The sequence below is a fragment of the Streptomyces sp. NPDC053048 genome, assembly GCF_044547045.1.
Taxonomy (GTDB): Bacteria; Actinomycetota; Actinomycetes; order Streptomycetales; family Streptomycetaceae; genus Streptomyces.
On the sequence record NZ_JBITZS010000001.1, the window covers coordinates 950,567 to 971,012 of the forward strand.

Annotated in this window: 17 protein-coding genes; 9 read left to right on the plus strand and 8 right to left on the minus strand. The window is 70.6% G+C overall.

Annotated features, from left to right (window positions below):
• Nucleotides 1-136: 136 nt before the first annotated feature.
• The 4 genes from uvrB (at nucleotide 137) to ACIG36_RS04600 (ending at nucleotide 6,277) form a co-directional block, all read left to right on the plus strand.
• Nucleotides 137-2,278: an excinuclease ABC subunit UvrB gene (uvrB, locus tag ACIG36_RS04585; RefSeq protein ID WP_399921741.1), complete on the plus strand. Its 2,142-nt coding sequence runs from the start codon at nucleotides 137-139 to the stop codon at nucleotides 2,276-2,278.
• 181 nt (nucleotides 2,279-2,459) lie between these two features.
• Nucleotides 2,460-3,038, plus strand: a complete 579-nt coding sequence (locus tag ACIG36_RS04590) for a TerD family protein (protein ID WP_399921744.1) — start codon at nucleotides 2,460-2,462, stop codon at nucleotides 3,036-3,038.
• 115 nt (nucleotides 3,039-3,153) lie between these two features.
• The gene (locus ACIG36_RS04595) at nucleotides 3,154-5,130 is read left to right on the plus strand and encodes a TerD family protein (RefSeq protein ID WP_399921747.1); all 1,977 of its coding nucleotides are present in this window, start codon (nucleotides 3,154-3,156) and stop codon (nucleotides 5,128-5,130) included.
• 121 nt (nucleotides 5,131-5,251) lie between these two features.
• The gene (locus ACIG36_RS04600; RefSeq protein ID WP_399921750.1) at nucleotides 5,252-6,277 is read left to right on the plus strand and encodes a TerC family protein; all 1,026 of its coding nucleotides are present in this window, start codon (nucleotides 5,252-5,254) and stop codon (nucleotides 6,275-6,277) included.
• A gap of 25 nt (nucleotides 6,278-6,302) precedes the next feature.
• Here ACIG36_RS04600 and ACIG36_RS04605 read toward each other — a convergent pair whose 3' ends face one another.
• Nucleotides 6,303-7,610 (minus strand): MFS transporter, encoded by a 1,308-nt coding sequence (locus ACIG36_RS04605; RefSeq protein ID WP_399921753.1) that lies wholly within the window; start codon nucleotides 7,608-7,610, stop codon nucleotides 6,303-6,305.
• A gap of 284 nt (nucleotides 7,611-7,894) precedes the next feature.
• Between ACIG36_RS04605 and ACIG36_RS04610 the strand changes: the two genes are divergently transcribed.
• Together ACIG36_RS04610 and ACIG36_RS04615 are read left to right on the plus strand one after the other, a co-directional pair.
• Nucleotides 7,895-8,974, plus strand: a complete 1,080-nt coding sequence (locus tag ACIG36_RS04610) for a hypothetical protein (protein WP_399921756.1) — start codon at nucleotides 7,895-7,897, stop codon at nucleotides 8,972-8,974.
• Nucleotides 8,975-9,060: 86 nt separating this feature from the next.
• Nucleotides 9,061-9,330: a hypothetical protein gene (locus ACIG36_RS04615; protein ID WP_399921758.1), complete on the plus strand. Its 270-nt coding sequence runs from the start codon at nucleotides 9,061-9,063 to the stop codon at nucleotides 9,328-9,330.
• A gap of 85 nt (nucleotides 9,331-9,415) precedes the next feature.
• Here ACIG36_RS04615 and ACIG36_RS04620 read toward each other — a convergent pair whose 3' ends face one another.
• The 5 genes from ACIG36_RS04620 to ACIG36_RS04640 form a co-directional block, all read right to left on the minus strand.
• Nucleotides 9,416-10,174 carry an ABC transporter permease gene (locus tag ACIG36_RS04620; RefSeq protein ID WP_399921761.1) on the minus strand — a complete coding sequence of 253 codons (759 nt, stop codon included), beginning with the start codon at nucleotides 10,172-10,174 and terminating at the stop codon, nucleotides 9,416-9,418.
• Between the two features lie 17 nt (nucleotides 10,175-10,191).
• Nucleotides 10,192-10,980: an ABC transporter ATP-binding protein gene (locus ACIG36_RS04625; RefSeq protein ID WP_399922208.1), complete on the minus strand. Its 789-nt coding sequence runs from the start codon at nucleotides 10,978-10,980 to the stop codon at nucleotides 10,192-10,194.
• 196 nt (nucleotides 10,981-11,176) lie between these two features.
• Entirely contained in the window at nucleotides 11,177-12,130 is a 954-nt protein-coding gene (locus tag ACIG36_RS04630) for a polyprenyl synthetase family protein (RefSeq protein ID WP_399921764.1), read from the minus strand.
• A gap of 329 nt (nucleotides 12,131-12,459) precedes the next feature.
• Nucleotides 12,460-13,116: an MBL fold metallo-hydrolase gene (locus ACIG36_RS04635; RefSeq protein WP_399921767.1), complete on the minus strand. Its 657-nt coding sequence runs from the start codon at nucleotides 13,114-13,116 to the stop codon at nucleotides 12,460-12,462.
• A gap of 9 nt (nucleotides 13,117-13,125) precedes the next feature.
• Nucleotides 13,126-13,812: a maleylpyruvate isomerase family mycothiol-dependent enzyme gene (locus ACIG36_RS04640; RefSeq protein ID WP_399921770.1), complete on the minus strand. Its 687-nt coding sequence runs from the start codon at nucleotides 13,810-13,812 to the stop codon at nucleotides 13,126-13,128.
• A gap of 209 nt (nucleotides 13,813-14,021) precedes the next feature.
• Here ACIG36_RS04640 and uvrA point away from each other — a divergent pair, with 209 nt between their 5' ends.
• Nucleotides 14,022-16,964 (plus strand): excinuclease ABC subunit UvrA, encoded by a 2,943-nt coding sequence (gene uvrA, locus ACIG36_RS04645; RefSeq protein WP_399921773.1) that lies wholly within the window; start codon nucleotides 14,022-14,024, stop codon nucleotides 16,962-16,964.
• Nucleotides 16,965-17,093: 129 nt separating this feature from the next.
• On the opposite strand, the gene ACIG36_RS04650 is transcribed toward uvrA, so the two are convergent.
• On the minus strand, nucleotides 17,094-18,011 hold the full coding sequence (locus ACIG36_RS04650) for a carbohydrate kinase (RefSeq protein WP_399921776.1): 918 nt from the start codon (nucleotides 18,009-18,011) through the stop codon (nucleotides 17,094-17,096).
• Between the two features lie 94 nt (nucleotides 18,012-18,105).
• Here ACIG36_RS04650 and ACIG36_RS04655 point away from each other — a divergent pair, with 94 nt between their 5' ends.
• Nucleotides 18,106-18,543 carry a Rieske (2Fe-2S) protein gene (locus ACIG36_RS04655; RefSeq protein WP_399921779.1) on the plus strand — a complete coding sequence of 146 codons (438 nt, stop codon included), beginning with the start codon at nucleotides 18,106-18,108 and terminating at the stop codon, nucleotides 18,541-18,543.
• Between the two features lie 29 nt (nucleotides 18,544-18,572).
• Here the strand turns inward: ACIG36_RS04655 and ACIG36_RS04660 are convergent, their stop codons facing one another.
• The gene (locus ACIG36_RS04660) at nucleotides 18,573-19,514 is read right to left on the minus strand and encodes a hypothetical protein (protein WP_399921782.1); all 942 of its coding nucleotides are present in this window, start codon (nucleotides 19,512-19,514) and stop codon (nucleotides 18,573-18,575) included.
• Between the two features lie 240 nt (nucleotides 19,515-19,754).
• Between ACIG36_RS04660 and ACIG36_RS04665 the strand changes: the two genes are divergently transcribed.
• Nucleotides 19,755-20,441 carry a papain-like cysteine protease family protein gene (locus ACIG36_RS04665; protein WP_399921785.1) on the plus strand — a complete coding sequence of 229 codons (687 nt, stop codon included), beginning with the start codon at nucleotides 19,755-19,757 and terminating at the stop codon, nucleotides 20,439-20,441.
• Nucleotides 20,442-20,446: the final 5 nt, after the last annotated feature.

Genomic DNA, 20,446 nt, shown 5'->3' on the forward strand with positions numbered 1-20,446 from the left:
TCGCGACGGGCAGGGCAGCCGGACACAGGACCGTTCGCCGGCTCTTCGCCGCCCGTTCGCCCGCTACAGGCCCGGAAAACAGGGGCCGAACGGGCGGGGCGAGGCCTTTGTCAGTGGTGGGCCGTACGGTGGTCCCATGCGGCCCGTATCGAAGATCGAACGCAAGGTGGCACCTTTCGAGGTCGTCAGCCCCTACCAGCCCAGCGGTGACCAGCCCACGGCCATCGCCGATCTGGAGCGGCGCATCCGCGCAGGTGAGAAGGATGTCGTCCTGCTGGGTGCGACCGGTACCGGAAAGTCGGCGACCACCGCGTGGATGATCGAGAAGCTGCAGCGGCCGACGCTCGTCATGGCGCCGAACAAGACCCTGGCGGCCCAGCTCGCCAACGAGTTCCGCGAGCTGCTGCCCAACAACGCCGTCGAGTACTTCGTGTCGTACTACGACTACTACCAGCCCGAGGCGTACGTCCCGCAGTCGGACACCTACATCGAGAAGGACTCCTCGATCAACGAGGAGGTCGAGCGGCTGCGTCACTCCGCGACGAACTCGCTGCTCACCCGGCGTGACGTCGTCGTGGTGGCGTCGGTGTCCTGCATCTACGGCCTGGGTACGCCGCAGGAGTACGTCGACCGCATGGTGCCCCTCAAGGTCGGCCAGGAGATCGACCGGGACCAGCTGCTGCGCCGCTTCGTGGAGATCCAGTACACGCGCAACGACCTCGCCTTCACGCGCGGCACGTTCCGGGTGCGCGGCGACACCATTGAGATCTTCCCGGTCTACGAGGAACTGGCCGTGCGGATCGAGATGTTCGGCGACGAGATCGAGGCCCTCTCCACGCTCCACCCGCTCACCGGCGAGGTCATCTCTGACGACCAGGAGCTGTACGTCTTCCCCGCCAGCCACTACATCGCGGGCGCGGAGCGGATGGAGAAGGCCATCGCGGGCATCGAGGCCGAGCTGGAGGAGACCCTGGCCCGCATGGAGAAGCAGGGCAAGCTCCTCGAGGCCCAGCGGCTGCGCATGCGCACCACCTACGACATCGAGATGATGCGCCAGGTCGGTTCCTGCTCCGGCATCGAGAACTACTCGCTGCACATGGACGACCGCGAGCCCGGCTCCCCGCCGAACACCCTGCTCGACTACTTCCCCGAGGACTTCCTGCTCGTCATCGACGAGTCGCACGTCACCGTCCCCCAGATCGGGGCGATGTACGAGGGGGACGCCTCCCGCAAGCGCACCCTCGTCGAGCACGGCTTCCGGCTGCCGTCGGCCATGGACAACCGCCCGCTGAAGTGGGAGGAGTTCACCGAGCGCATCGGCCAGACCGTCTACCTGTCCGCGACACCCGGCAAGTACGAGCTCTCGCGCGGCAAGGGCTTCGTGGAGCAGATCATCCGCCCCACCGGCCTGGTCGACCCGCAGGTCGTCGTCAAGCCCACCGAGGGGCAGATCGACGACCTGGTGCACGAGATCCGCACCCGCACCGAGCGGGACGAGCGGGTGCTGGTGACCACCCTCACCAAGAAGATGGCCGAGGACCTGACGGACTACTTCCTGGAGCTGGGCATCCAGGTCCGCTACCTGCACAGCGACGTCGACACCCTGCGCCGCGTCGAGCTGCTGCGCGAGCTGCGGGCCGGCGAGTTCGACGTCCTGGTCGGCATCAACCTGCTGCGCGAGGGCCTCGACCTGCCGGAGGTGTCGCTGGTGGCGATCCTCGACGCCGACAAGGAGGGCTTCCTGCGGTCCGGGACGTCCCTGATCCAGACCATCGGGCGCGCGGCGCGCAACGTCTCCGGCCAGGTCCACATGTACGCCGACAAGATCACCCCGGCCATGGAGAAGGCCATCGAGGAGACCAACCGCCGCCGCGAGAAGCAGATCGCCTACAACAAGGAGCGGGGCATCGACCCCCAGCCCCTGCGCAAGAAGATCGGCGACATCGTCGCCACGCTCGCCCGCGAGGAGCTGGACACCGAGGAGCTGCTGGGTACCGGCTACCGCCAGGCAGACAAGGGCAAGGGCAAGGCCCCGGTGCCCGTGGCGGCCTCCGCCGCGGGGGCCAAGGGCAAGGGGAAGGGCCGGGGCAGGGCCAAGGCCGAGGCCGTGCCCACGGACCGTCCGGCGACGGAGCTGGCGCAGCTCATCGAGGAGATGACCGACCGCATGCGGGCGGCCGCGGCGGAGCTGCAGTTCGAGGTCGCCGCCCGGCTGCGCGACGAGGTGGGGGAGTTGAAGAAGGAGCTGCGGCAGATGCGCGAGGCCGGTCTGGCCTGACGGCCGTGACGGGTCGTCCGGGCCGGGTGGGGCAGGGTACGCGAAAGGGGACGGTCCATGTTGCAAGACCGCCACAAACCCCCCTCGGGTGCGTACCCCGTCGCCGGCTGTGCATAGGGTCGTTCATGAAGACCGCGCGGACGGCGTGGTCACGGGGATGAATGAACGAGAGGGACAGCGCGTGACGGTCAACTTGTCCAAGGGTCAGGGCATCAGCCTGCAGAAGGCCGACGGGGGCACCCTGACCGCGGTGCGGATGGGGCTGGGCTGGCAGGCGGCCCCCCGCCGCGGACTGTTCGGTTCGCGCACCAGGGAGATCGACCTGGACGCCTCGGCGGTGCTCTTCGCCGACAAGCAGCCGGTCGACGTGGCCTTCTTCCAGCAGCTGGTCAGCAAGGACGGCTCGGTGCGCCACACGGGCGACAACCTGGTCGGCGGCGCGGGCCAGGGCGGTGACGACGAGGCGATCCTCGTCGACCTGCAGCGCGTCCCCGTGCACGTGAACAACATCGTCTTCACGGTGAACTCCTTCACCGGCCAGACGTTCGCCGAGGTGCAGAACGCGTTCTGCCGCCTGGTCGACGAGAACACCGGCCAGGAGCTGGCGCGCTACACCCTGGACGGCGGCGGCCCGTACACCGCCCAGATCATGGCCAAGGTGCACCGGGTGGGCAACGGCTGGCAGATGACGGCCATCGGCACCCCGGCCAACGGCCGGACCTTCCAGGACCTGCTGGCGGAGATCCAGGGCGTCCTGTAACCGGCGCCGGGCCTCGGTGGAGGCGATGATCACCTGCGGGAACACGGGCCCGGCGGAGCGCCATCCGCCGGGCCCGCGGCACAGCGAGCGACAACACGACGAGGGGGAAGCGGCGATGACGGCCGAGCTGGTGCGGGGGCAGAACCACCCGCTGTCCGAGAGCCGACTGCAGATCAGGGTCTCGGCGGGCCAACCGGTGGTGGTGGCGGCGACGCTCGGTGACGCGGACGGCAGGGTGCGGGGCGCCGACTGGGTCGCGCACCCCGCGTCGCCGCGGCTCGCGGGCCTGGAGGTGTCCCGGCAGGCCGCCGCCGAGCACCGGCTGGCGGTCGACCTGGACGCCCTGCCGGAGGCCGCCCACCGCGTCCATGTGCTGCTCGCGCTCCCCTCCGCCTCGGGCCCCGCCCGCTTCGGGGGGCTGGCCGCCCCGTTCCTCGCGGTCACCGGGACCGACGGCACGGAGGTCGTCAGCTACACCGTCACCGGCCTGGAAGCCGAGTCGGCCGTCGTCGCCCTGGAGCTCTACCGCAGGCAGGGCGCCTGGAAGGTGCGGGCGGTCGGCCAGGGGTACGCGGACGGCCTGGCCGCGCTGCTGGGCGACCACGGCCTGGACCGGGCGGCCGAGCTGGCGGCCGCCGTCGACGAGGCCGTCGCCCAGGGCGCGGCCCGCGCGGTCGCGCCACCGCCGGCGCGGGTCACCGGCGGCGACTCCGCCCGGCGCGTCGCACAGGCGGGCGGTGGCGGCCCCGCGGACGACCGTACGGACAACCGGGCGGGCGACCGGACCGGCGACCGGGCGGCGGACGGACTGGCCGGCCACGACCCGGTGCCCGGCAACGGAGGCACCGCCCCCGCCCCGGCCTCCGGCCCCATCAGCTACCGGCACCCCGGGCGCCGCACGTCCGCGCCCCCGGAGCCGGCGCCCGCGCCCCCGGCCGCCCAACCCGGGCAGCCGCACCAGCCGGTGGCGGGGGACGCCACGGGCTGGACCATGGACGAGCGGCTCTACAACCAGATCTGGGGCATGTTCGAGGACCTGGCCCGCGCCACCGCCGCCTACCGCAGCGCGGTCGACTTCGCGGAGTCGCGCCTGGAGCAGGAGCTGGACCGGGTGCTCTCCGACCCGCGCACCCGGGTCGGCCCGGCCGCCGACGCGGCACGGGAGGAGGCCCGCGCCAAGCAGGCCGAGCTCGTCGACCAGGCGCGCGGCGTCCTCGACCGCGACCTCGACCGGCTCGTCGCCGAGGCCGAGGTCGTCGAGCACGCCCTGCCGCCCGCCTTCGCGCGCTGGGACAACCCGGTCTGGCAGGGCTACCAGGTGCCCCTCGAGACGCCGATGGCGCTGCGCCTGGGCGACCTGCACCTGCCCGAGCGCAGGGAGCTGCGCATCCCCATGCTGGTGCGGCTGCCGCTGGAGCGCGGCCTTTGGATCGACAGCGGCCGCGGCGGCGGGGGCGTCGACGCGAGCCTGGTGGACTCCGCCGAGCGGCGCCGGCTCGCCCTGGACTGCGCGGTCGCCCACGCCGTGCGGCTGCTGGCCGTCCATCCCGTCGGCGACTACTCGGTCCACATCATCGACCCGGGCGGCACGGCGGGGGCCGCGCTGGCCCCGCTGCTGGAGCACGGCGCGCTGAAGGAGCCCCCGGCGGCCGGGGCGCGCGGGGTGACCCAGGTGCTGGAGCGGCTGACGCAGCGCGTGGACCTGGTGCAGATGGCCGTCCGCAGCGGGGCCGTGGACTCGCTGCCACCGGACCTCGACACCGCCGAGCAGCTGCTGGTCGTCCACGACTTCCCGCACGGCTTCGACGACCGTGCCGTCACCCAGCTGCGCTACCTCGCGGACGAGGGGCCCTCGGTCGGGGTGCACCTGATGATGGTCGCCGACCGGGAGGACGCGCGGGGGTACGGTCCGGTGCTGGATCCGCTGTGGCGCTCCCTGCTGCGCGTCACGCCGGTGCCCGACGACCACCTCGCCGACCCCTGGGTGGGTCACGCCTGGACGTACGAGCCGTCGCTGCCGCCCGCCCGCAGCGAGGTCGTGCGGCAGGTGCTGTGGCAGGTCGGACAGGCCAGGAGGGCGTACGGCATGTGAGGGGCCATGGCTTGGCAAAGCCGCACTGAGCTGGGGATTTGGTGCTTTCTTTACCTTCTCTTGGGTCTTCCTGTACCCTGCTGAGAACTGCCGTACGCCCGTACGACGTACCGGAGGAACAGTGGACGTCTCCCTGACCCTGTGGGTCCTGACCATCCTCGGTCTGTGTGCCCTCATCGCCGCCGACTTCTTCATCGGGGGCCGCAAGCCACATGAGGTCTCCATCAAGGAAGCCGGTGTGTGGACGGTGGTCTGGGTGGCCCTGGCCGGGCTCTTCGGGCTGGGGCTGTTCCTCTTCGGCGGCGGTCAGCCGGCCGGCGAGTTCTTCGCCGGCTTCATCACCGAGAAGTCGCTGAGCGTCGACAACCTCTTCGTCTTCGTCCTGATCATGGCGAAGTTCGCGGTCCCCTCGATCTACCAGCAGCGGGTGCTGATGGTGGGCGTACTGATCGCCCTGGTCCTGCGGGCCGTGTTCATCGGCGCCGGCGCGGCGATCATCGCCAACTTCGCCTGGGTCTTCTACATCTTCGGCGCCTTCCTGATCTGGACCGCCTGGAAGCTCATCCAGGAGGCGCGCGCGGACGAGGAGGAAGAGGAATTCGAGGAGAACCGCTTCCTGAAGCTGGTCGAGCGGCGCTTCCCCTCCACCGACCGGTACCACGGCACCAAGCTGTTCATCACCGAGAACGGCAAGCGGCTGATGACCCCGATGCTGATCGTCATGCTGGCGATCGGCACCACCGATGTGCTCTTCGCCCTGGACTCCATACCCGCGATCTTCGGTCTCACCCAGGACCCGTACATCGTCTTCACCGCCAACGCCTTCGCCCTGATGGGCCTGCGCCAGCTGTACTTCCTGATCGGCGGCCTGCTGAAGAAGCTGGTCCACCTCTCCTACGGCCTGTCGGTCATCCTCGGCTTCATCGGCGTCAAGCTCGTCCTCCACGCCCTGCACGAGAACGGCGTCGCCGTCCCCGAGATCAGCATCCCGGTCTCGCTCGGCGTCATCTGCGCCGTGCTGGCCATCACGACCGTCACCAGCCTGCGGGCCTCGGCCCGGCAGGCCCGGGAGGAGGCCGCGGAGGCCGCGGTCGAGGCGGCCGGCGGCGTGGAGCCGGGCTCGGACCGCGAGGGCGCCCGCACCTGACGGCCGGGCGCCGGGCCGCGGCGGCTCAGGCCGCGGCCGCGCCCGTGGCCGCGAGGGCCGCGGTCCTGGGCCGGGTCTCGGGGAGCAGCAGGAAGCAGACCAGGCTGAACAGGGCGACGCCGGTCAGATAGACGGCGACGCCCCAGGGCGTCCCCTCGCCCCGGGCGACCGTCGTCGAGACCAGCGGGGTGACCGCACCCCCCAGCAGCCCCGCCAGGTTGTAGCCGACGGCCGCGCCCGTGCAGCGCACCCTGGCCTCGAAGAGCTCGGGAAGGTACGCGCCCACGACACCGAAGGCGATGCCGAACGAGAGCATCGCGACGACGAAGCCCAGCACCATCAGCGCGGGCCTGCCCGTGCGCAACAGGCCGATCAGCGGAAACATCCACAGCGTCACGGCCGCGCAGCCGGCCAGACACAGGGGCCGGCGCCCGTAGCGATCGCCCAGCAGCGCGATCAGCGGGGTGGCCGCGCCCGAGACGGCGACGGACGTCATGATGCAGCCGAGCATGACCGTACGGTCGACGCCGAGCTGCTCCGTGCCGTACGCCAGCGACCAGGTGGTGACGGTGTAGAACACGGCGTAGCCCATCGAGAGCCCACCGGCGGCGAGCAGGACGAGCCGCCAGTGGCCGCGTACGACCTCGGCGATGGGCACCGCAGCACGGGTCTCGTTCGCGGCCAGCTCGCGGAAGTCCGGTGTCTCGGTCAGCCGGGCGCGCAGCAGCAGTCCCACCGCGGCGAGGACGCCCGCCGCCCAGAAGGGCACGCGCCAGCCCCAGGCAAGGAACCGCTCCTCGCTCAGGGTGGCCGACAGCCCCAGGGTGAGGCCGTTGGCGAGCAGGAAGCCCACGGCCGGGCCCATCTGGGGGAAGCTCGCCCACAGGGCGCGCCGGTGGGCGGGGGCGTGTTCGGTGGTGAGCAGGACGGCGCCGCCCCATTCGCCGCCGAGCCCCAGGCCCTGGGCGAAGCGCAGCAGGAGCAGCAGCACGGGCGCGCTGACGCCGATGTCGCGGTAGGTGGGCACGCAGCCGACCGCGACCGTCGCGAGGCCGGTCAGCAGGAGCGAGAAGACGAGCACCGGACGGCGGCCGAGCCGGTCACCGACATGGCCGAAGAGGACGGAGCCCAGGGGGCGGGCGATGAAGCCGACGCCGAAGGTGCCGAAGGCGGCGAGGGTGCCGACGAGGGGGGAGACGGTGGGGAAGAAAAGGGGGCCCAGGACGAGGGCCGCCGCCGTGCCGTAGGCGAAGAAGTCGTAGAACTCAATGGCGGTGCCGGCCATGGAGGCGGCCGCCAGCCGGAACATGGCCGGGGAACGGTCACGATTCATGTACTGACCAACTTCTGTCGGCCGCAGGGGAAACGGGGCGCACGGAGGCAGAGCCGGGGGCGCGATGGAATCACGCGGTCCGCCTGCCGTGCGGACGGTGCGCCACCGCTGCGCCGGCACAAACCCGGAAGCCCTGCACGGCCACCTCGAGCCGCGTCAATCGCCCATCGAAGCTTTCCTATTCGAGCGGTAATCCGCGAAACGCTCCGACGGCTCCCTGAGTATTGCGGGCCGGAGCCGAGGATGGAGAGGACTCGTCGTCTCCCGAGACAGGGGCCCGCGCCATGGGGATTTCCGCCACCGAGACCGACCTTCCCACCCTCTACTGTCCGCTGGAATCGGCTGTTCATCGTCGTGCCCGCCAGGTCGAGTCGCAGGCCGTGCGATGGATCCGGGAGAGCGGCATGTGTGCTTCCGAGCATGAACAGTCATGGGTCGTGGCAACGCACAGCACCGATTTCTTCGCGCGGTTCGCTCCGATCGCCGACGACGACCGCTTGCTCGCGACGTCGCTATGGGTCTACTGGGGGTTCGCCTTCGACGACGCGAAATGCGACAACGGTCCTCTGAGCAACAACCCCGCCCGGTTCAATGCCCTGGCCGGTATGGTTCAGCGCGCGGCCGAGTCGCCCGCCGCACTGGATTCGGCAGAGCGGTTCATCGGTCCCTTGCAGAATATTGTCGGCCGCTTCCGGTCGTTCGGTACGCCGGCACAGGTCCGTCGCTTCACCGATGCGCATCGTGCCTGGTTGTCGGGTGTCTGCTGGCAGATCGGCAATCAGGCCGCGGAACGCATGCCGGCGCTGGACGAATACCTGGCCATGCGGCTGCTGGCAGCCGGAGGCGAACCGACCTTCGCCATGCTCGAGTTGGCCACCGGTCATGAGGTGCCGGATCAGGATCTGCGGCGGCCCGCGGTGCGTGCTCTGACGGAAATGGCCATCATGGTGGCCGCTCTGGACAACGACCGACATTCCCTGCGCAAGGAAGTGTCCCGGGGGCAGACCGATCAGAACATCTACAACGTGCTCATGCGCCACCAGCACATGTCGCTGCCGGAGGCGGTGGAGGCGGCCACCCGTATCAGGGACCGGGTCCTGATCAGATTCATGCGGGTGCACGACCGGTTCAGGCCCCGCGCCGGCACCGAACTGGCCTGCTATCTGCAGGGGCTGCGGTACGGGATCAGAGGAAATGCCGAGTGGGGACTGCGAGTTCCCCGCTACCTGAGCCTGGGACATGTCCCGGACGCCATGGACGAAGCACCTCTCGACTGGGCCGAGGCGCCTGCCGACAGTAGTGACGTACCGATTCCCATGGCCCCCACCGTGGCCTGGTGGTGGGACGACCAACTGCTGTATTGATGACCTGTAGTTGATCGCACCGCCCCTTTTGAGGGAATCGGCCGGTACGCCGGACTGCATGGCGCCGGAGACGGATATGTTGGCAAATGTTCCTGATCCCTTCGCATTCCCGGGAGTTGCCGATGTCATTCCTTCGTCGCGCTGCGATCGTTTCTCTCATGATGGCCGGACTGGCCACCGGCGCCGGCGCTTCCTCGGCTTTCGCCGCGCCGCCGCCGTCATCGGCGTCGGCCGTCGCCGCCGATCCGGGTGATCACGAGCGGCCGATTATTTTCGGCCCGTTCAAATTTCCCCGCAACGGCAATTTCGGCGGCGGCTTCCAGTGGGAGACGTCCAGGGGTGGCGGCTGGTACTGAGACACGGTCGCCGGTCGATCGGACAGCACAGCACGTGGGGTACGGACGATGCCGTACCCCACGTGCTGTTGCCCGGCACCGGCTCTCAGCGCTTGAGCGTGGCGGCGCTTGCCACGAGAACACCGATGACGCAGAGCAGGACCAGTGCCGCGTCCCGGACGAAGATGCCGGTGACGCCCTCGTGCGTGGCGGCCTCGGCGGCCGCCTGCACCGCGTAGGTCATCGGCATCATCTGTGCCAGGGCGTCGAGGACGCCGTGCATCTCGTCCCTGGGCACGAACAGTCCGCACACCAGGAATTGCGGCAGGATGGCGGCGGGGAGGAACTGCACGGCCTGGAATTCGTTGCGCGCGAAAGCGCTGACGAGCAGTCCGAGTGCCAGGCCGAGCAGCGCGCCGAGCATGGCGATGACCATGAGGAGATACGCGGGCCCTTTGATGTCCAGCCCCAGTGGGCCGATCGCCAGCAAGGTGGAGAGCACTGCCTGGAGCATGGCCAGGAACCCGAAAGCCAGGCTGTATCCCAGAATGATGTCGAGGCGTTGCACCGGCAGTGTCAGCAGGCGCTCTGCGGTGCCCGAGGTCCGCTCGCGCAGCGTGGACACCGAGGCGACCAGATACATCACGATGACCGGGAAAACCCCGAAGACACGGGTGCCCACTCGCTCGAAGGCCTCGTCGGCGTCATGGAACATCAGCCTGAGCAACACCATGAGCATGCACGGGATGACCAGCATCAGCGCGGCGCTGCCCCGGTCCCGGGATAACTGCTGGAGCACTCTGCGGGCGGTGGCCGCGGTGATGCCCGGTGAAAAGGGCAGCGGGCGGCCCCCCAGCCGTGGCACGGAGGGATGGTCCGGGGTCACCGGGCGGCTTCCGAGGCGAAGTAGGGAGTGTTCTGGTCGGGCAGGACATCGGTGATCGCCGGAATACCCTTCTCGGCCGGCCGCGGCCCGTTCTCGGCCTTCGCCGCGGAGCTCACCACGGACATGAAGGCCTCCTCCACGCTGGTACAGCCTGTGTGCAGCAGCAGATCCTCGCGCCCCGCGGCGGCGATGAGCCGGCCCCCACGCATCAGCAGCAGCCGGTCGCAGCGGTCGGCCTCGTCCATGACATGGCTGGAGACCAGCAAGGTCGTTCCCTCCTCCGCCAGACGCCTGAAGACGGTCCAGAGTTCGGAACGCACCATGGGGTCGAGCCCTACGGTTGGTTCGTCCATCACCAGCAGTTCCGGAGTACCCAGCAGGGCCACCGCCAGTGAGACCCGCGAATACTGCCCGCCCGAGAGGCGTCCGACGGGCTTGTCGGCGTAGTCGGCCAGATCCACTTCCTTCACCACACGGACGACGGCGTTCTCACGCCGCCACCCCCGCAGGCCCAGAGCGGCGGAGAAGTACTTCAAATTCTCCAGGACCGTGAGATCCGAATAGACCGAAGGCGCCTGGGTGACGTATCCGACCCGTCTGCTGAGCACCGGGGATCCCGCGGGGAATCCCAGAACCTGGACATGGCCCGCCGTGGTCGCCTGAATTCCCATGACGGACCGCAGCAACGTGGTCTTACCGCAGCCGCTGGGGCCCAGAAGCCCGACGATGGCGCCCTGTGGCGCCGTGAAGCTGATGTCCTGGAGCAGGGTGTGCCTGCCGCGCATGACGTGCAGGCCGTACACGCTGACGGCCAGGGGGCCCGACACGTCTCCGCCCCCTCTCGTGTGAATATCGTGGAATTCACGATCCACGATTCTCACCGGTCGATGATTACGCTCCCTGAAGAGGAACGCACCGGCGACGCCCTTGGTTACGGACAACAAGTCGCCGCATCAAGGCACTTCCCGCCGACGCCTCGCGTCAGCGGTCCCGGGCCGTCAGAAGCGTGGCGAGCCCGTGCATCTGGCCGTACACCTCCGCGTTCGGTTCCGCTCGTGACAGGGCCCGCATGGCCGCCGTGGTCTGGCGCTTCACTTCCTGTTCGGTCCGTTCCCGCCCTCCGGCCTGTTCGATGAGTTCGGCCGCGAACGCGACGGTCGCCTCGTCCAGTGGTTCCGGGCGTTCGTAGAGAGCGGCCAGACGCCTTCCCGCGGATCCGTCATCGGCCAGAGCGGCCACCACAGGCAGCGATTTCTTGCGTGCGACCACATCCGCCCCGACGGGCTTGCCGCTGTGCACGCTCTCCCCCCAAATGCCGAGGAGATCGTCCACGCATTGGAAGGCCACCCCCAGACAGCGGCCGAACTCCCTGAGCCCCGAGACGCGTTCGTCTTCCGCGCCGGCCAGGACGCCGCCCAGCGCACAGGCGCACCCCATCAGCGCGCCCGTCTTGCCCGCGGCCATGGACAGGTACTGCTGCACCATGACGTCGGAGCACTTCTCGAAAGCCACGTCCTGGCTCTGTCCCACCATGAGTTCGCCCAGCGTTTCCAGCGCTTCGCGCACCGCCGTGTCCGCGAACGGAGCGGGCGAAGCCGCGAGTGTGCGCAGCGCGCTGACCAAAAGGGCGTCACCGGTCAGTACGGCCGCGGGTGTTCCGTAGACCATCCAGGCGGTGGGCCGGTGCCGGCGCAGCGTGTCACCGTCGATCACATCGTCGTGCAGGAGCGAGAAGTCGTGAATCAACTCCACTGCCACAGCGGCGGGTACGGCACATTCGGCGGAACCTCCCACCGCTCGAGCCGCCAGAAACACCAGGGCCGGCCGCACGGCCTTACCGCCGCGCTCGCCGGCCCGTGGGTCGCGGGGCGGACTGCCGTCCGCCTCGTGCCAGCCGCGGTGATAGCCGGCGACGAGACCCTCCGGCTCCGGCATGCGGGCAATGGTGTTCCTCAGTGCCGGCGAAACGATTCCGCGGGCCCATCTCAGCAACGACTCGACGGACGAGACGGTCGTCCGGGTTTCCATGGTGGTCAGACCCGTCATGCACGGCCTCCGATCAGTGCGCCAACGCAGCGGTCCTGATCGCATGTTGCCCGTCCGCGCCGCCCCGGGGGCGGTGGGAGGCGAAAGGTCACCTCACTGGCACAAGAAAACAGATCGGCCGGTTATCTCTTCCGCCCGGTTATCTCCGTCGACTCCGCCCGGTTGTCTCCGTCGACGGCGCGTGAGGGGCCGCCCCCTGCCGGCGGCGGCCCGTCGGATCACCAGCCCCGGGCTCGCCACTCCGGCAGGTGCGGGCGCTCGGCGCCCAGCGTGGTGTCGTTGCCGTGGCCGGGGTAGACCCAGGTCTCGTCCGGGAGCGTGCCGAAGATCTTGGTCTCCACGTCGCCGATGAGGCTGGCGAAGGCCTCGGGGTCGTCGTGCGTGTTGCCCACGCCGCCGGGGAAGAGGCAGTCGCCGGTGAAGACGTGCGCGTGGCCGTGCGGGTCGTCGTAGACCAGCGCGATGCTGCCCGGCGTGTGGCCGACCAGGTGGCGGGCCGTCAGCTCCACGCGGCCGACCTTGATGGTGTCGCCGTCGTCGACGAGGACGTCGGTGGCCACCGGGATGCCCTCGGCGTCGAGGCGGCCGGCATGGGTGCGGGCCCCGGTGGCGTCCACGACCTCCCGCAGCGCGCCCCAGTGGTCCGCGTGCTGATGGGTGGTGACCACCGAGGCGATGCCGCTGTCCCCGATCAGGGAGAGCAGGGTGTGCGGCTCGGCGGCCGCGTCGATCAGCAACTGCTCGTCCGTCGCGCGGCAGCGCAGCAGATAGGCGTTGTTGTTCATCGGCCCGACCGCGACCTTGGAGATCATCAGGTCGGCCAGCTCGTGTACGTCCGCAGGTCCGCCGACCTCTACCACTCCGCTGTACGTCATGAGTTCACCCTATAGCGCGGGCAGAACGGGCAGCGGAGCGCCACCTGTGTCGAGCTTCGCGCCGTCGCGCCGTCCGGCCAGCCAGCCCAGCAGGTCGGCCGCCGGGCCGGTGACGGTCAGCGGGGTGCCGTCCGATCGCCCGGTGTGCCACCGGCGGCCGTCGGACGCGGTCACGGTGATCGCCGGGACGGCGGGGTTGCCGGAGAAGCGGTCGGTGAGGAAGTCGATCTCCCGGCCGGTGAACTCGTCCGGCAGGTCCTCCAGCTCGTAGCCGACGCCGAGGTCGACGTGGTGCAGCTCGAGCTCGATCAGGCGGCGGAAGGGGACGCGGGAGGCGCTGTCCGTGACGCCGTTGCGCAGGGTGACCGTGCGGTTCCAGTCGGCCGGCGCGGCGGCCGTGCGCTCGAAGCCGGCGGCGCTCTCGCGCAGGTCGGCGAGGTGGACGTCGAGCGGGCGCGGGGCGTCGCGCTCGATGTCGGCGTCGCGGACCTCGCCGCTCGCGTACATGGGGCGCCCCTCGAGCACGTTCACCAGGGCGTCGGCGTTGCGCGCGAGGTGGGCGAGCACATGGCCGCGGGACCAGCCCGGGAGCCGTGACGGGGCGGAGACGGCGGCGTTGTCCAGTTCGCCGGCCGCGCGGAGCAGGCGGTCGGTCGCCTCACGTACAGAGTTCAGGTCGTGCACATGATCGATCATGCCGCCGACGATAGCCCCGCCACTCCTTCGGGTGAAGGAGTCGGCTCCCCGCCGTAAATCGAATGTGCGTGCTATACGCTCGTGGGTGGCATCGCTTACGACATCCGGGCGAACCGTGCTTGTCAGACGCCCCCCGTACTCTGGATCGAGGGGCGCGGCCCACCCCCGCAGCTCTCCAGAGCCGACTCTCACGAAAGGTGCCGACCCGCGTGGCTGACCGTCTCATCGTCCGTGGCGCTCGCGAGCACAACCTCAAGAACGTCTCGCTCGACCTCCCGCGTGACTCCCTCATCGTCTTCACCGGGCTCTCCGGGTCGGGCAAGTCGTCGCTCGCGTTCGACACGATCTTCGCCGAGGGGCAGCGCCGCTACGTGGAGTCGCTCTCCTCCTACGCACGGCAGTTCCTGGGCCAGATGGACAAGCCCGACGTCGACTTCATCGAGGGCCTGTCCCCGGCCGTTTCCATCGACCAGAAGTCGACCTCGCGCAACCCGCGCTCGACGGTCGGCACCATCACCGAGGTCTACGACTACCTCCGCCTGCTCTTCGCCCGGATCGGCAAGCCGCACTGCCCCCAGTGCGCGCGGCCCATCTCCCGGCAGTCCCCGCAGGCCATCGTCGACCGGGTGCTGGAGCTGCCGGAGGGCAGCCGCTTCCAGGTGCTCTCGCCGCTGGTGCGCGAGCGCAAGGGCGAGTTCGTCGACCTCTTCGCCGACCTGCAGACCAAGGGCTACAGCCGGGCCCGGGTCGACGGCGAGACGATTCAGCTCACCGACCCGCCCAAGCTGAAGAAGCAGGAGAAGCACACCATCGAGGTGGTCGTCGACCGCCTCACCGTCAAGGACAGCGCCAAGCGCCGCCTGACCGACTCCGTCGAGACCGCGCTGGGCCTCTCCGGCGGCATGGTGATCCTCGACTTCGTCGACCTCGCCGAGGACGACCCCGAGCGCGAGCGGATGTTCTCCGAGCACCTGTACTGCCCGTACGACGACCTGTCCTTCGAGGAGCTGGAGCCGCGCTCCTTCTCCTTCAACTCCCCCTTCGGCGCCTGCCCCGACTGCACCGGCATCGGCACCCGCATGGAGGTCGACCCCGAGCTGATCGTCCCCGACGAGGACAAGTCCCTCGACGAGGGCGCCATCAGCCCCTGGTCGCACGGCCACACCAAGGACTACTTCGCCCGCCTGGTCGGCGCGCTCGCCGACGCGCTCGGCTTCCGCACCGACATCCCCTGGGCCGGGCTGCCCCAGCGCGCCAGGAAGGCGCTGCTCAACGGGCACAAGACGCAGATCGAGGTGCGCTACCGCAACCGCTACGGCCGCGAGCGCGCCTACACCACCGCCTTCGAGGGCGCCGTGCCGTTCGTCAAGCGGCGACACTCCGAGGCCGAGAGCGACGCCAGCCGCGAGCGCTTCGAGGGCTACATGCGCGAGGTGAACTGCCCCACCTGCGAGGGCACCCGCCTCAAGCCGATCGTCCTCGCCGTCACCGTCCAGGGCCGCTCCATCGCGGAGGTCTCCGCGATGTCGATCAGCGACTGCGCCGACTTCCTCCGCGACATGCAGCTCACCGGCCGCGAGAAGAAGATCGCCGAGCGGGTGCTCAAGGAGGTCAACGAGCGGCTGAGGTTCCTGGTCGACGTCGGCCTGGACTACCTCTCCCTCAACCGCGCGGCCGGCACCCTCTCCGGTGGCGAGGCCCAGCGCATCCGGCTGGCCACCCAGATCGGCTCCGGCCTGGTGGGCGTCCTCTACGTCCTCGACGAGCCCTCCATCGGCCTGCACCAGCGCGACAACCACCGCCTCATCGAGACGCTCGTGCGCCTGCGGGACATGGGCAACACCCTGATCGTCGTCGAGCACGACGAGGACACCATCAAGGTCGCCGACTGGGTCGTCGACATCGGCCCCGGCGCCGGTGAGCACGGCGGCAAGGTCGTGCACAGCGGCCCCCTGAAGGAGCTGCTGAGCAGCGAGGCGTCGATGACCGGGCAGTACCTGTCCGGAAAGCGGTCCATCCCCACGCCGGACATCCGCCGCCCCGTGGACCCCGAGCGCCGGCTGACGGTGCGCGGCGCCCGCGAGAACAACCTGCGCGACATCGACGTGTCCTTCCCGCTCGGGGTGCTCACGGCCGTCACCGGAGTCTCCGGCTCCGGCAAGTCGACGCTGGTCAACGACATCCTGTACACCCACCTGGCGCGCGAGCTCAACGCCGCCCGCGCGGTGCCCGGCCGGCACACGCGCGTGGACGGCGACGACCTCGTCGACAAGGTCGTCCACGTCGACCAGTCGCCCATCGGCCGCACCCCGCGTTCCAACCCGGCCACCTACACCGGCGTCTTCGACCACATCCGCAAGCTCTTCGCGGAGACCATGGAGGCGAAGGTCCGCGGCTACCTGCCCGGCCGCTTCTCCTTCAACGTCAAGGGCGGCCGCTGCGAGAACTGCTCCGGCGACGGCACCATCAAGATCGAGATGAACTTCCTGCCGGACGTGTACGTGCCGTGCGAGGTCTGCCACGGCGCGCGCTACAACCGGGAGACCCTGGAGGTCCACTACAAGGGCAAGTCCATCGCCGAGGTGCTGGACATGCCGATCGAGGAGGCCCTCGGCTTCTTCGAGGCCGTGCCGACGATCGCACGCCACCTGCGCACGCTCCACGAGGTGGGCCTGGGCTACGTACGCCTCGGCCAGTCCGCGCCGACGCTCTCCGGCGGCGAGGCCCAGCGGGTCAAGCTCGCCAGCGAGCTGCAGAAGCGCTCCACGGGACGGACGGTCTACGTCCTGGACGAGCCGACCACCGGCCTGCACTTCGAGGACATCAGCAAGCTGATCTCGGTGCTGTCCGGGCTCGTCGACAAGGGCAACACGGTCATCGTCATCGAGCACAACCTCGACGTGATCAAGACCGCCGACTGGGTCGTCGACATGGGCCCGGAAGGCGGCGCCGGCGGCGGCCTCGTGGTCGCGGAGGGCACGCCGGAGGAGGTCGCCTCGGTGCCCGCGAGCCACACGGGCAAGTTCCTGCGCGAGATGCTGGGCGGTCGCGTGAGCGACGCGTCGGCCTCGGCGCCGGTGGCGCGGAAGACGGCGAAGAAGGCTGTGGCGAAGAAGGCGGCGCCCGCCAAGAAGGCGGCTCGGCGCGCCTAGCGGCCACCGGGCGCGGCCGGTCCGGCACCGCCGGGCCGCGCCGCGTCGGTCGCGCGCCGTCGCGGCGGGAGTTGTTTCCCCAGGCCCGCCCCTTTCCCCGAACCGGGGGCAGGCCCCCGGCCCCCCGGCTCAGACGCCGAGCTCCGCCGCGAACGGCGGTTCCGCCCCAGCCCTGGAGCACGTCGCGGCCGCCGCGCGGGCCGCGTAGGTGAGGGTGTCCGCCCAGGCCGGGCCGTCCAGGGCGGCCAGGGAGGCGGCCGACAGCGCGTCGCGTCCCGCCAGCCGGTGGAGCAGGGCGGCGTTCACCGTGTCGCCCGCGCCGATCGTGTCCACGATCCGCACCGGCTCCGCCGGGACGGCGTACGTCCGGCCGTCCCGCAGATGCACGGAGATCCCCTCCCCGCCCCTGGTCACCACGACCGCGGCCGGACCCGACGCGAGCCAGTCGGCAGGCGAGCCGCCCAGCCATCGCGCGTCCTCGGCGGACACCTTCAGCAGGCGCACGTCCGGCAGCCACGAGCGGAACCGCTCACGGTAGGCGTCGGCGTCCGGGATCAGGCCCGGCCGGACGTTGGGGTCGAGCAGGGTGAACAGCCCCCGCCCGGCCTCGCGGCGCAGCAGCGCCTCGTACGCGCTCGCCCCCGGCTCCAGCACCAGCGAGCACGTCCCCAGGCACAGCGCGCGGGCCCCGGCCGGCAGGGCAGCCGGCAGTTCGAAGAGCCGGTCGGCCGTGCCGCCCGCGTAGAAGCCGTAGCCGGCCGAGCCGTCCGCCCCGACCGCGGCCACCGCCAGCGTCGTCGGCTCGGGACCGCGCTGGACGAGCGAGACGTCCACGCCCGCCACCCGCAGCCCGTCCAGCAGCGCCTCGCCGAAGCCGTCCGTCGACACCCGGGAGCAGAACGCGGCCGGTGTCCCCAGTCTGCCGAGGGCCACCGCCGTGTTGTACGGGCCGCCGCCGCGCCGGGGCAGCAGCGCCGGAAGGCCGTCGTCGCCTCCGGGACCGCCGGGCACAAGGTCGATCAGCGCTTCACCGGCGACGACGATCACGGGGATTCCCTTCGGTGGGCGGGTCGGCGAGCGGGGCGACCGCTGCCGGTATTGTCACTGTGTCCGCGCGCCCGTATCACCGCTGGAGCCCCATATGTCCACCCCCGCTGTTCCGCCGGCCTCCCGCCGTACCGTGCTGCGCGGCGTCGCCCTGGCCGGGGCCGCCGGGCTCGGCACCGCCGCCTGCGCCGGTGGCGACGGGGCCCGGGGCAAGGGCCCCGCCGTTCCCACCGCCCCGGTGGACCTGGGAGCCGCGGGCGAGGTCCCGGTCGGCGGGGCGCGGCTCTACCGCGAGCAGCGACTCGTCGTGGCCCAGCCCGTCAAGGGGCAGTACAAGGCGTTCAGCGCCGTGTGCACGCACGCGGGCTGCGTGGCCGACAAGATCGTGGAGGGCGAGGTCAACTGCCCCTGCCACGGCAGCAAGTTCGACGCGGCCACCGGCAAGGTCCTCCAGGGCCCGGCCACCGTCCCGCTGCCGGCCGTACCGGTCAAGGCGGACGGCGGCAAGCTGATCGCCGGACCCGACGCCTGACACGGCCCGGACGCCCGGAACGGGCCCGCTCACGTCCAGTCCCAGGTGATCCCCAGGATTCCCGGCCGCACCCCCTGCTCCACCAGGTGCACCCCCCGGTGCAGTCCCGACAGTGTCAGCTCCTGCTGCCCGCACCGGGGTGCCGCCGCCGAGCTCTGCGCGAAGCGGCGGCAGCGCACGGGCAGGGCCTCGTCGTCGAAGCGCACCTGCAGCACGTACTGCCCGCCCGCGAAGCTGAACCCGCGTACGTACTCGCTGCTGGGGCCGCCCGTGCCGTCGTCGAAGCCGTAGCCGAACACGTACGTCTCCCCGGCCCGCAGCCGGGTGTCGAAGAGCAGTTCCGCCACCAGCACCCCGGACGCCGTGTGCCACCGCACGCGTCCCACCCGGCAGTTCTCGCCCGCCCGCACGATCACCCGCCCCGGGTCGCAGCCCGCGTCGCCGTGGTGGATGGCCACGTACCGGTCCACCCCGTCCCGGTGCGCCCGCACCACATGGTGCGAGTCGCGCACGCGCATCTCCCGCCCCGCGCCGATGAAGACCCGCTCCAGCTGGCAGACGGTGTGCAGCCCGCCGTCGGCGGGCGACTCCAGCTCGGCCAGCAGCCGTTCCACGGCGCCCGCCTCCTCCACCAGCGAGCGGTACGAGCGCGCCGCCGGGCGCTCCGGGCGCACCTGCGGGGGCGGGTCCAGCAATAAGCGGGTCAGGGCGTGGGCGGGCAGGTCCAGAACCTCCTCCAGCAGCCGCACGGCCTTGAGCGACTCCGCGCGCCGGGGCCGCCGGACGCCCTGCTGCCAGTAACTCAGGCTCGTCACCCCCACTTTCACCCCGCGCTGCTCCAGCCGGTGCTGCACCCGGTGCAGGGCCAGCCCGCGTGCCGACAGTGCCGTGCGCAGGGCCAGGTGGAACGGGCCCGTGCTCAGTGCCTGTGCCAGTTCGGCCTCGGCGGCGCGGGTGCTGATGCGTGCCATCCGCTCGCTCCTTGCGTGAATGTGAATATTCACGAACGGTGGAAGAGGGCCCGGTGGCCGGGGGTGCCGCATTCCTCCTGGGCGGGCACCGCTTGTTCACATCCGATTCGATCCGTTCACAGCGTGCTCTCACGCGGTATTGAAGCTGGTTGACCAGTCCTCGACAACACCCGATGCTCCTCACACGCGTCCGGACGCGCTCCTCCACCACAACCCCCCAGGCATGTGAGGAACGCGAAAATGCACCGTGCTCCGGCATCGGCACATACAGGAAAGACCCGCATACGCGGCAGACGGCTGTCCATAGCCGCTCTCTTCGCCTCCGCCCTGCTCGCCGTCCCCACAACGGCGACTGCGGCCACCACGGCGACGGGTGCGGCGACCACGACGGCGAGTGCGGCCGCCACGGCGACGAGTTCGGCCGCCGGCGAACAGGCGTCGCTGCGCGCGGTGAACAAGCTCGGCATCACCATGCAGGCGCAGCAGAAGACCAATTGGTGCTGGGCGGCCTCCGGAAACACCATCGCGACCTGGCTCGGGCGCAATTACAGCCAGAACCAGTTCTGCAATGCCGCCTTCAACCGCCAGCAGGGCACCACGTGCCCCAACAACCAGGCCACGCTCGGCAATGTGCAGAACGCCCTCTCCTGGGCCGGCATCAACCGCGGCTCGTACGTGAACGGCTGGCTGCGCTACTCCACCGTGCAGAGCGAGATCAACGCGGGCCGCCCGGTCGAGACCCGCATCCAGTGGTCCTCCGGCGGCGGCCACATGCACGTCATCTACGGGTACGACGACTCGGGCAGCATGGTCTACTGGGGCGATCCGTGGCCCTCCAGCAACCGCTACAACTGGGCGTCGCACAACTGGTACGTCAACAACAACCAGTTCTCCTGGACCCACTCGCTCTACCGGATCGGAGCGTGAGGGCG

What these genes read in the sequence shown, in the direction of transcription:
- uvrB (WP_399921741.1), top strand. Translation starts at nt 137, where the DNA reads ATGCGGCCCGTATCGAAGATCGAACGCAAGGTGGCACCTTTCGAGGTC.
- ACIG36_RS04595 (WP_399921747.1), top strand. Translation starts at nt 3,154, where the DNA reads ATGACGGCCGAGCTGGTGCGGGGGCAGAACCACCCGCTGTCCGAGAGC.
- ACIG36_RS04605 (WP_399921753.1), bottom strand. Translation starts at nt 7,610, where the DNA reads ATGAATCGTGACCGTTCCCCGGCCATGTTCCGGCTGGCGGCCGCCTCC.
- ACIG36_RS04610 (WP_399921756.1), top strand. Translation starts at nt 7,895, where the DNA reads ATGGGGATTTCCGCCACCGAGACCGACCTTCCCACCCTCTACTGTCCG.
- ACIG36_RS04615 (WP_399921758.1), top strand. Translation starts at nt 9,061, where the DNA reads ATGTTCCTGATCCCTTCGCATTCCCGGGAGTTGCCGATGTCATTCCTT.
- ACIG36_RS04625 (WP_399922208.1), bottom strand. Translation starts at nt 10,980, where the DNA reads ATGCGCGGCAGGCACACCCTGCTCCAGGACATCAGCTTCACGGCGCCA.
- ACIG36_RS04630 (WP_399921764.1), bottom strand. Translation starts at nt 12,130, where the DNA reads ATGCCGGAGCCGGAGGGTCTCGTCGCCGGCTATCACCGCGGCTGGCAC.
- ACIG36_RS04635 (WP_399921767.1), bottom strand. Translation starts at nt 13,116, where the DNA reads ATGACGTACAGCGGAGTGGTAGAGGTCGGCGGACCTGCGGACGTACAC.
- ACIG36_RS04640 (WP_399921770.1), bottom strand. Translation starts at nt 13,812, where the DNA reads ATGATCGATCATGTGCACGACCTGAACTCTGTACGTGAGGCGACCGAC.
- ACIG36_RS04655 (WP_399921779.1), top strand. Translation starts at nt 18,106, where the DNA reads ATGTCCACCCCCGCTGTTCCGCCGGCCTCCCGCCGTACCGTGCTGCGC.
- ACIG36_RS04660 (WP_399921782.1), bottom strand. Translation starts at nt 19,514, where the DNA reads ATGGCACGCATCAGCACCCGCGCCGCCGAGGCCGAACTGGCACAGGCA.
- ACIG36_RS04665 (WP_399921785.1), top strand. Translation starts at nt 19,755, where the DNA reads ATGCACCGTGCTCCGGCATCGGCACATACAGGAAAGACCCGCATACGC.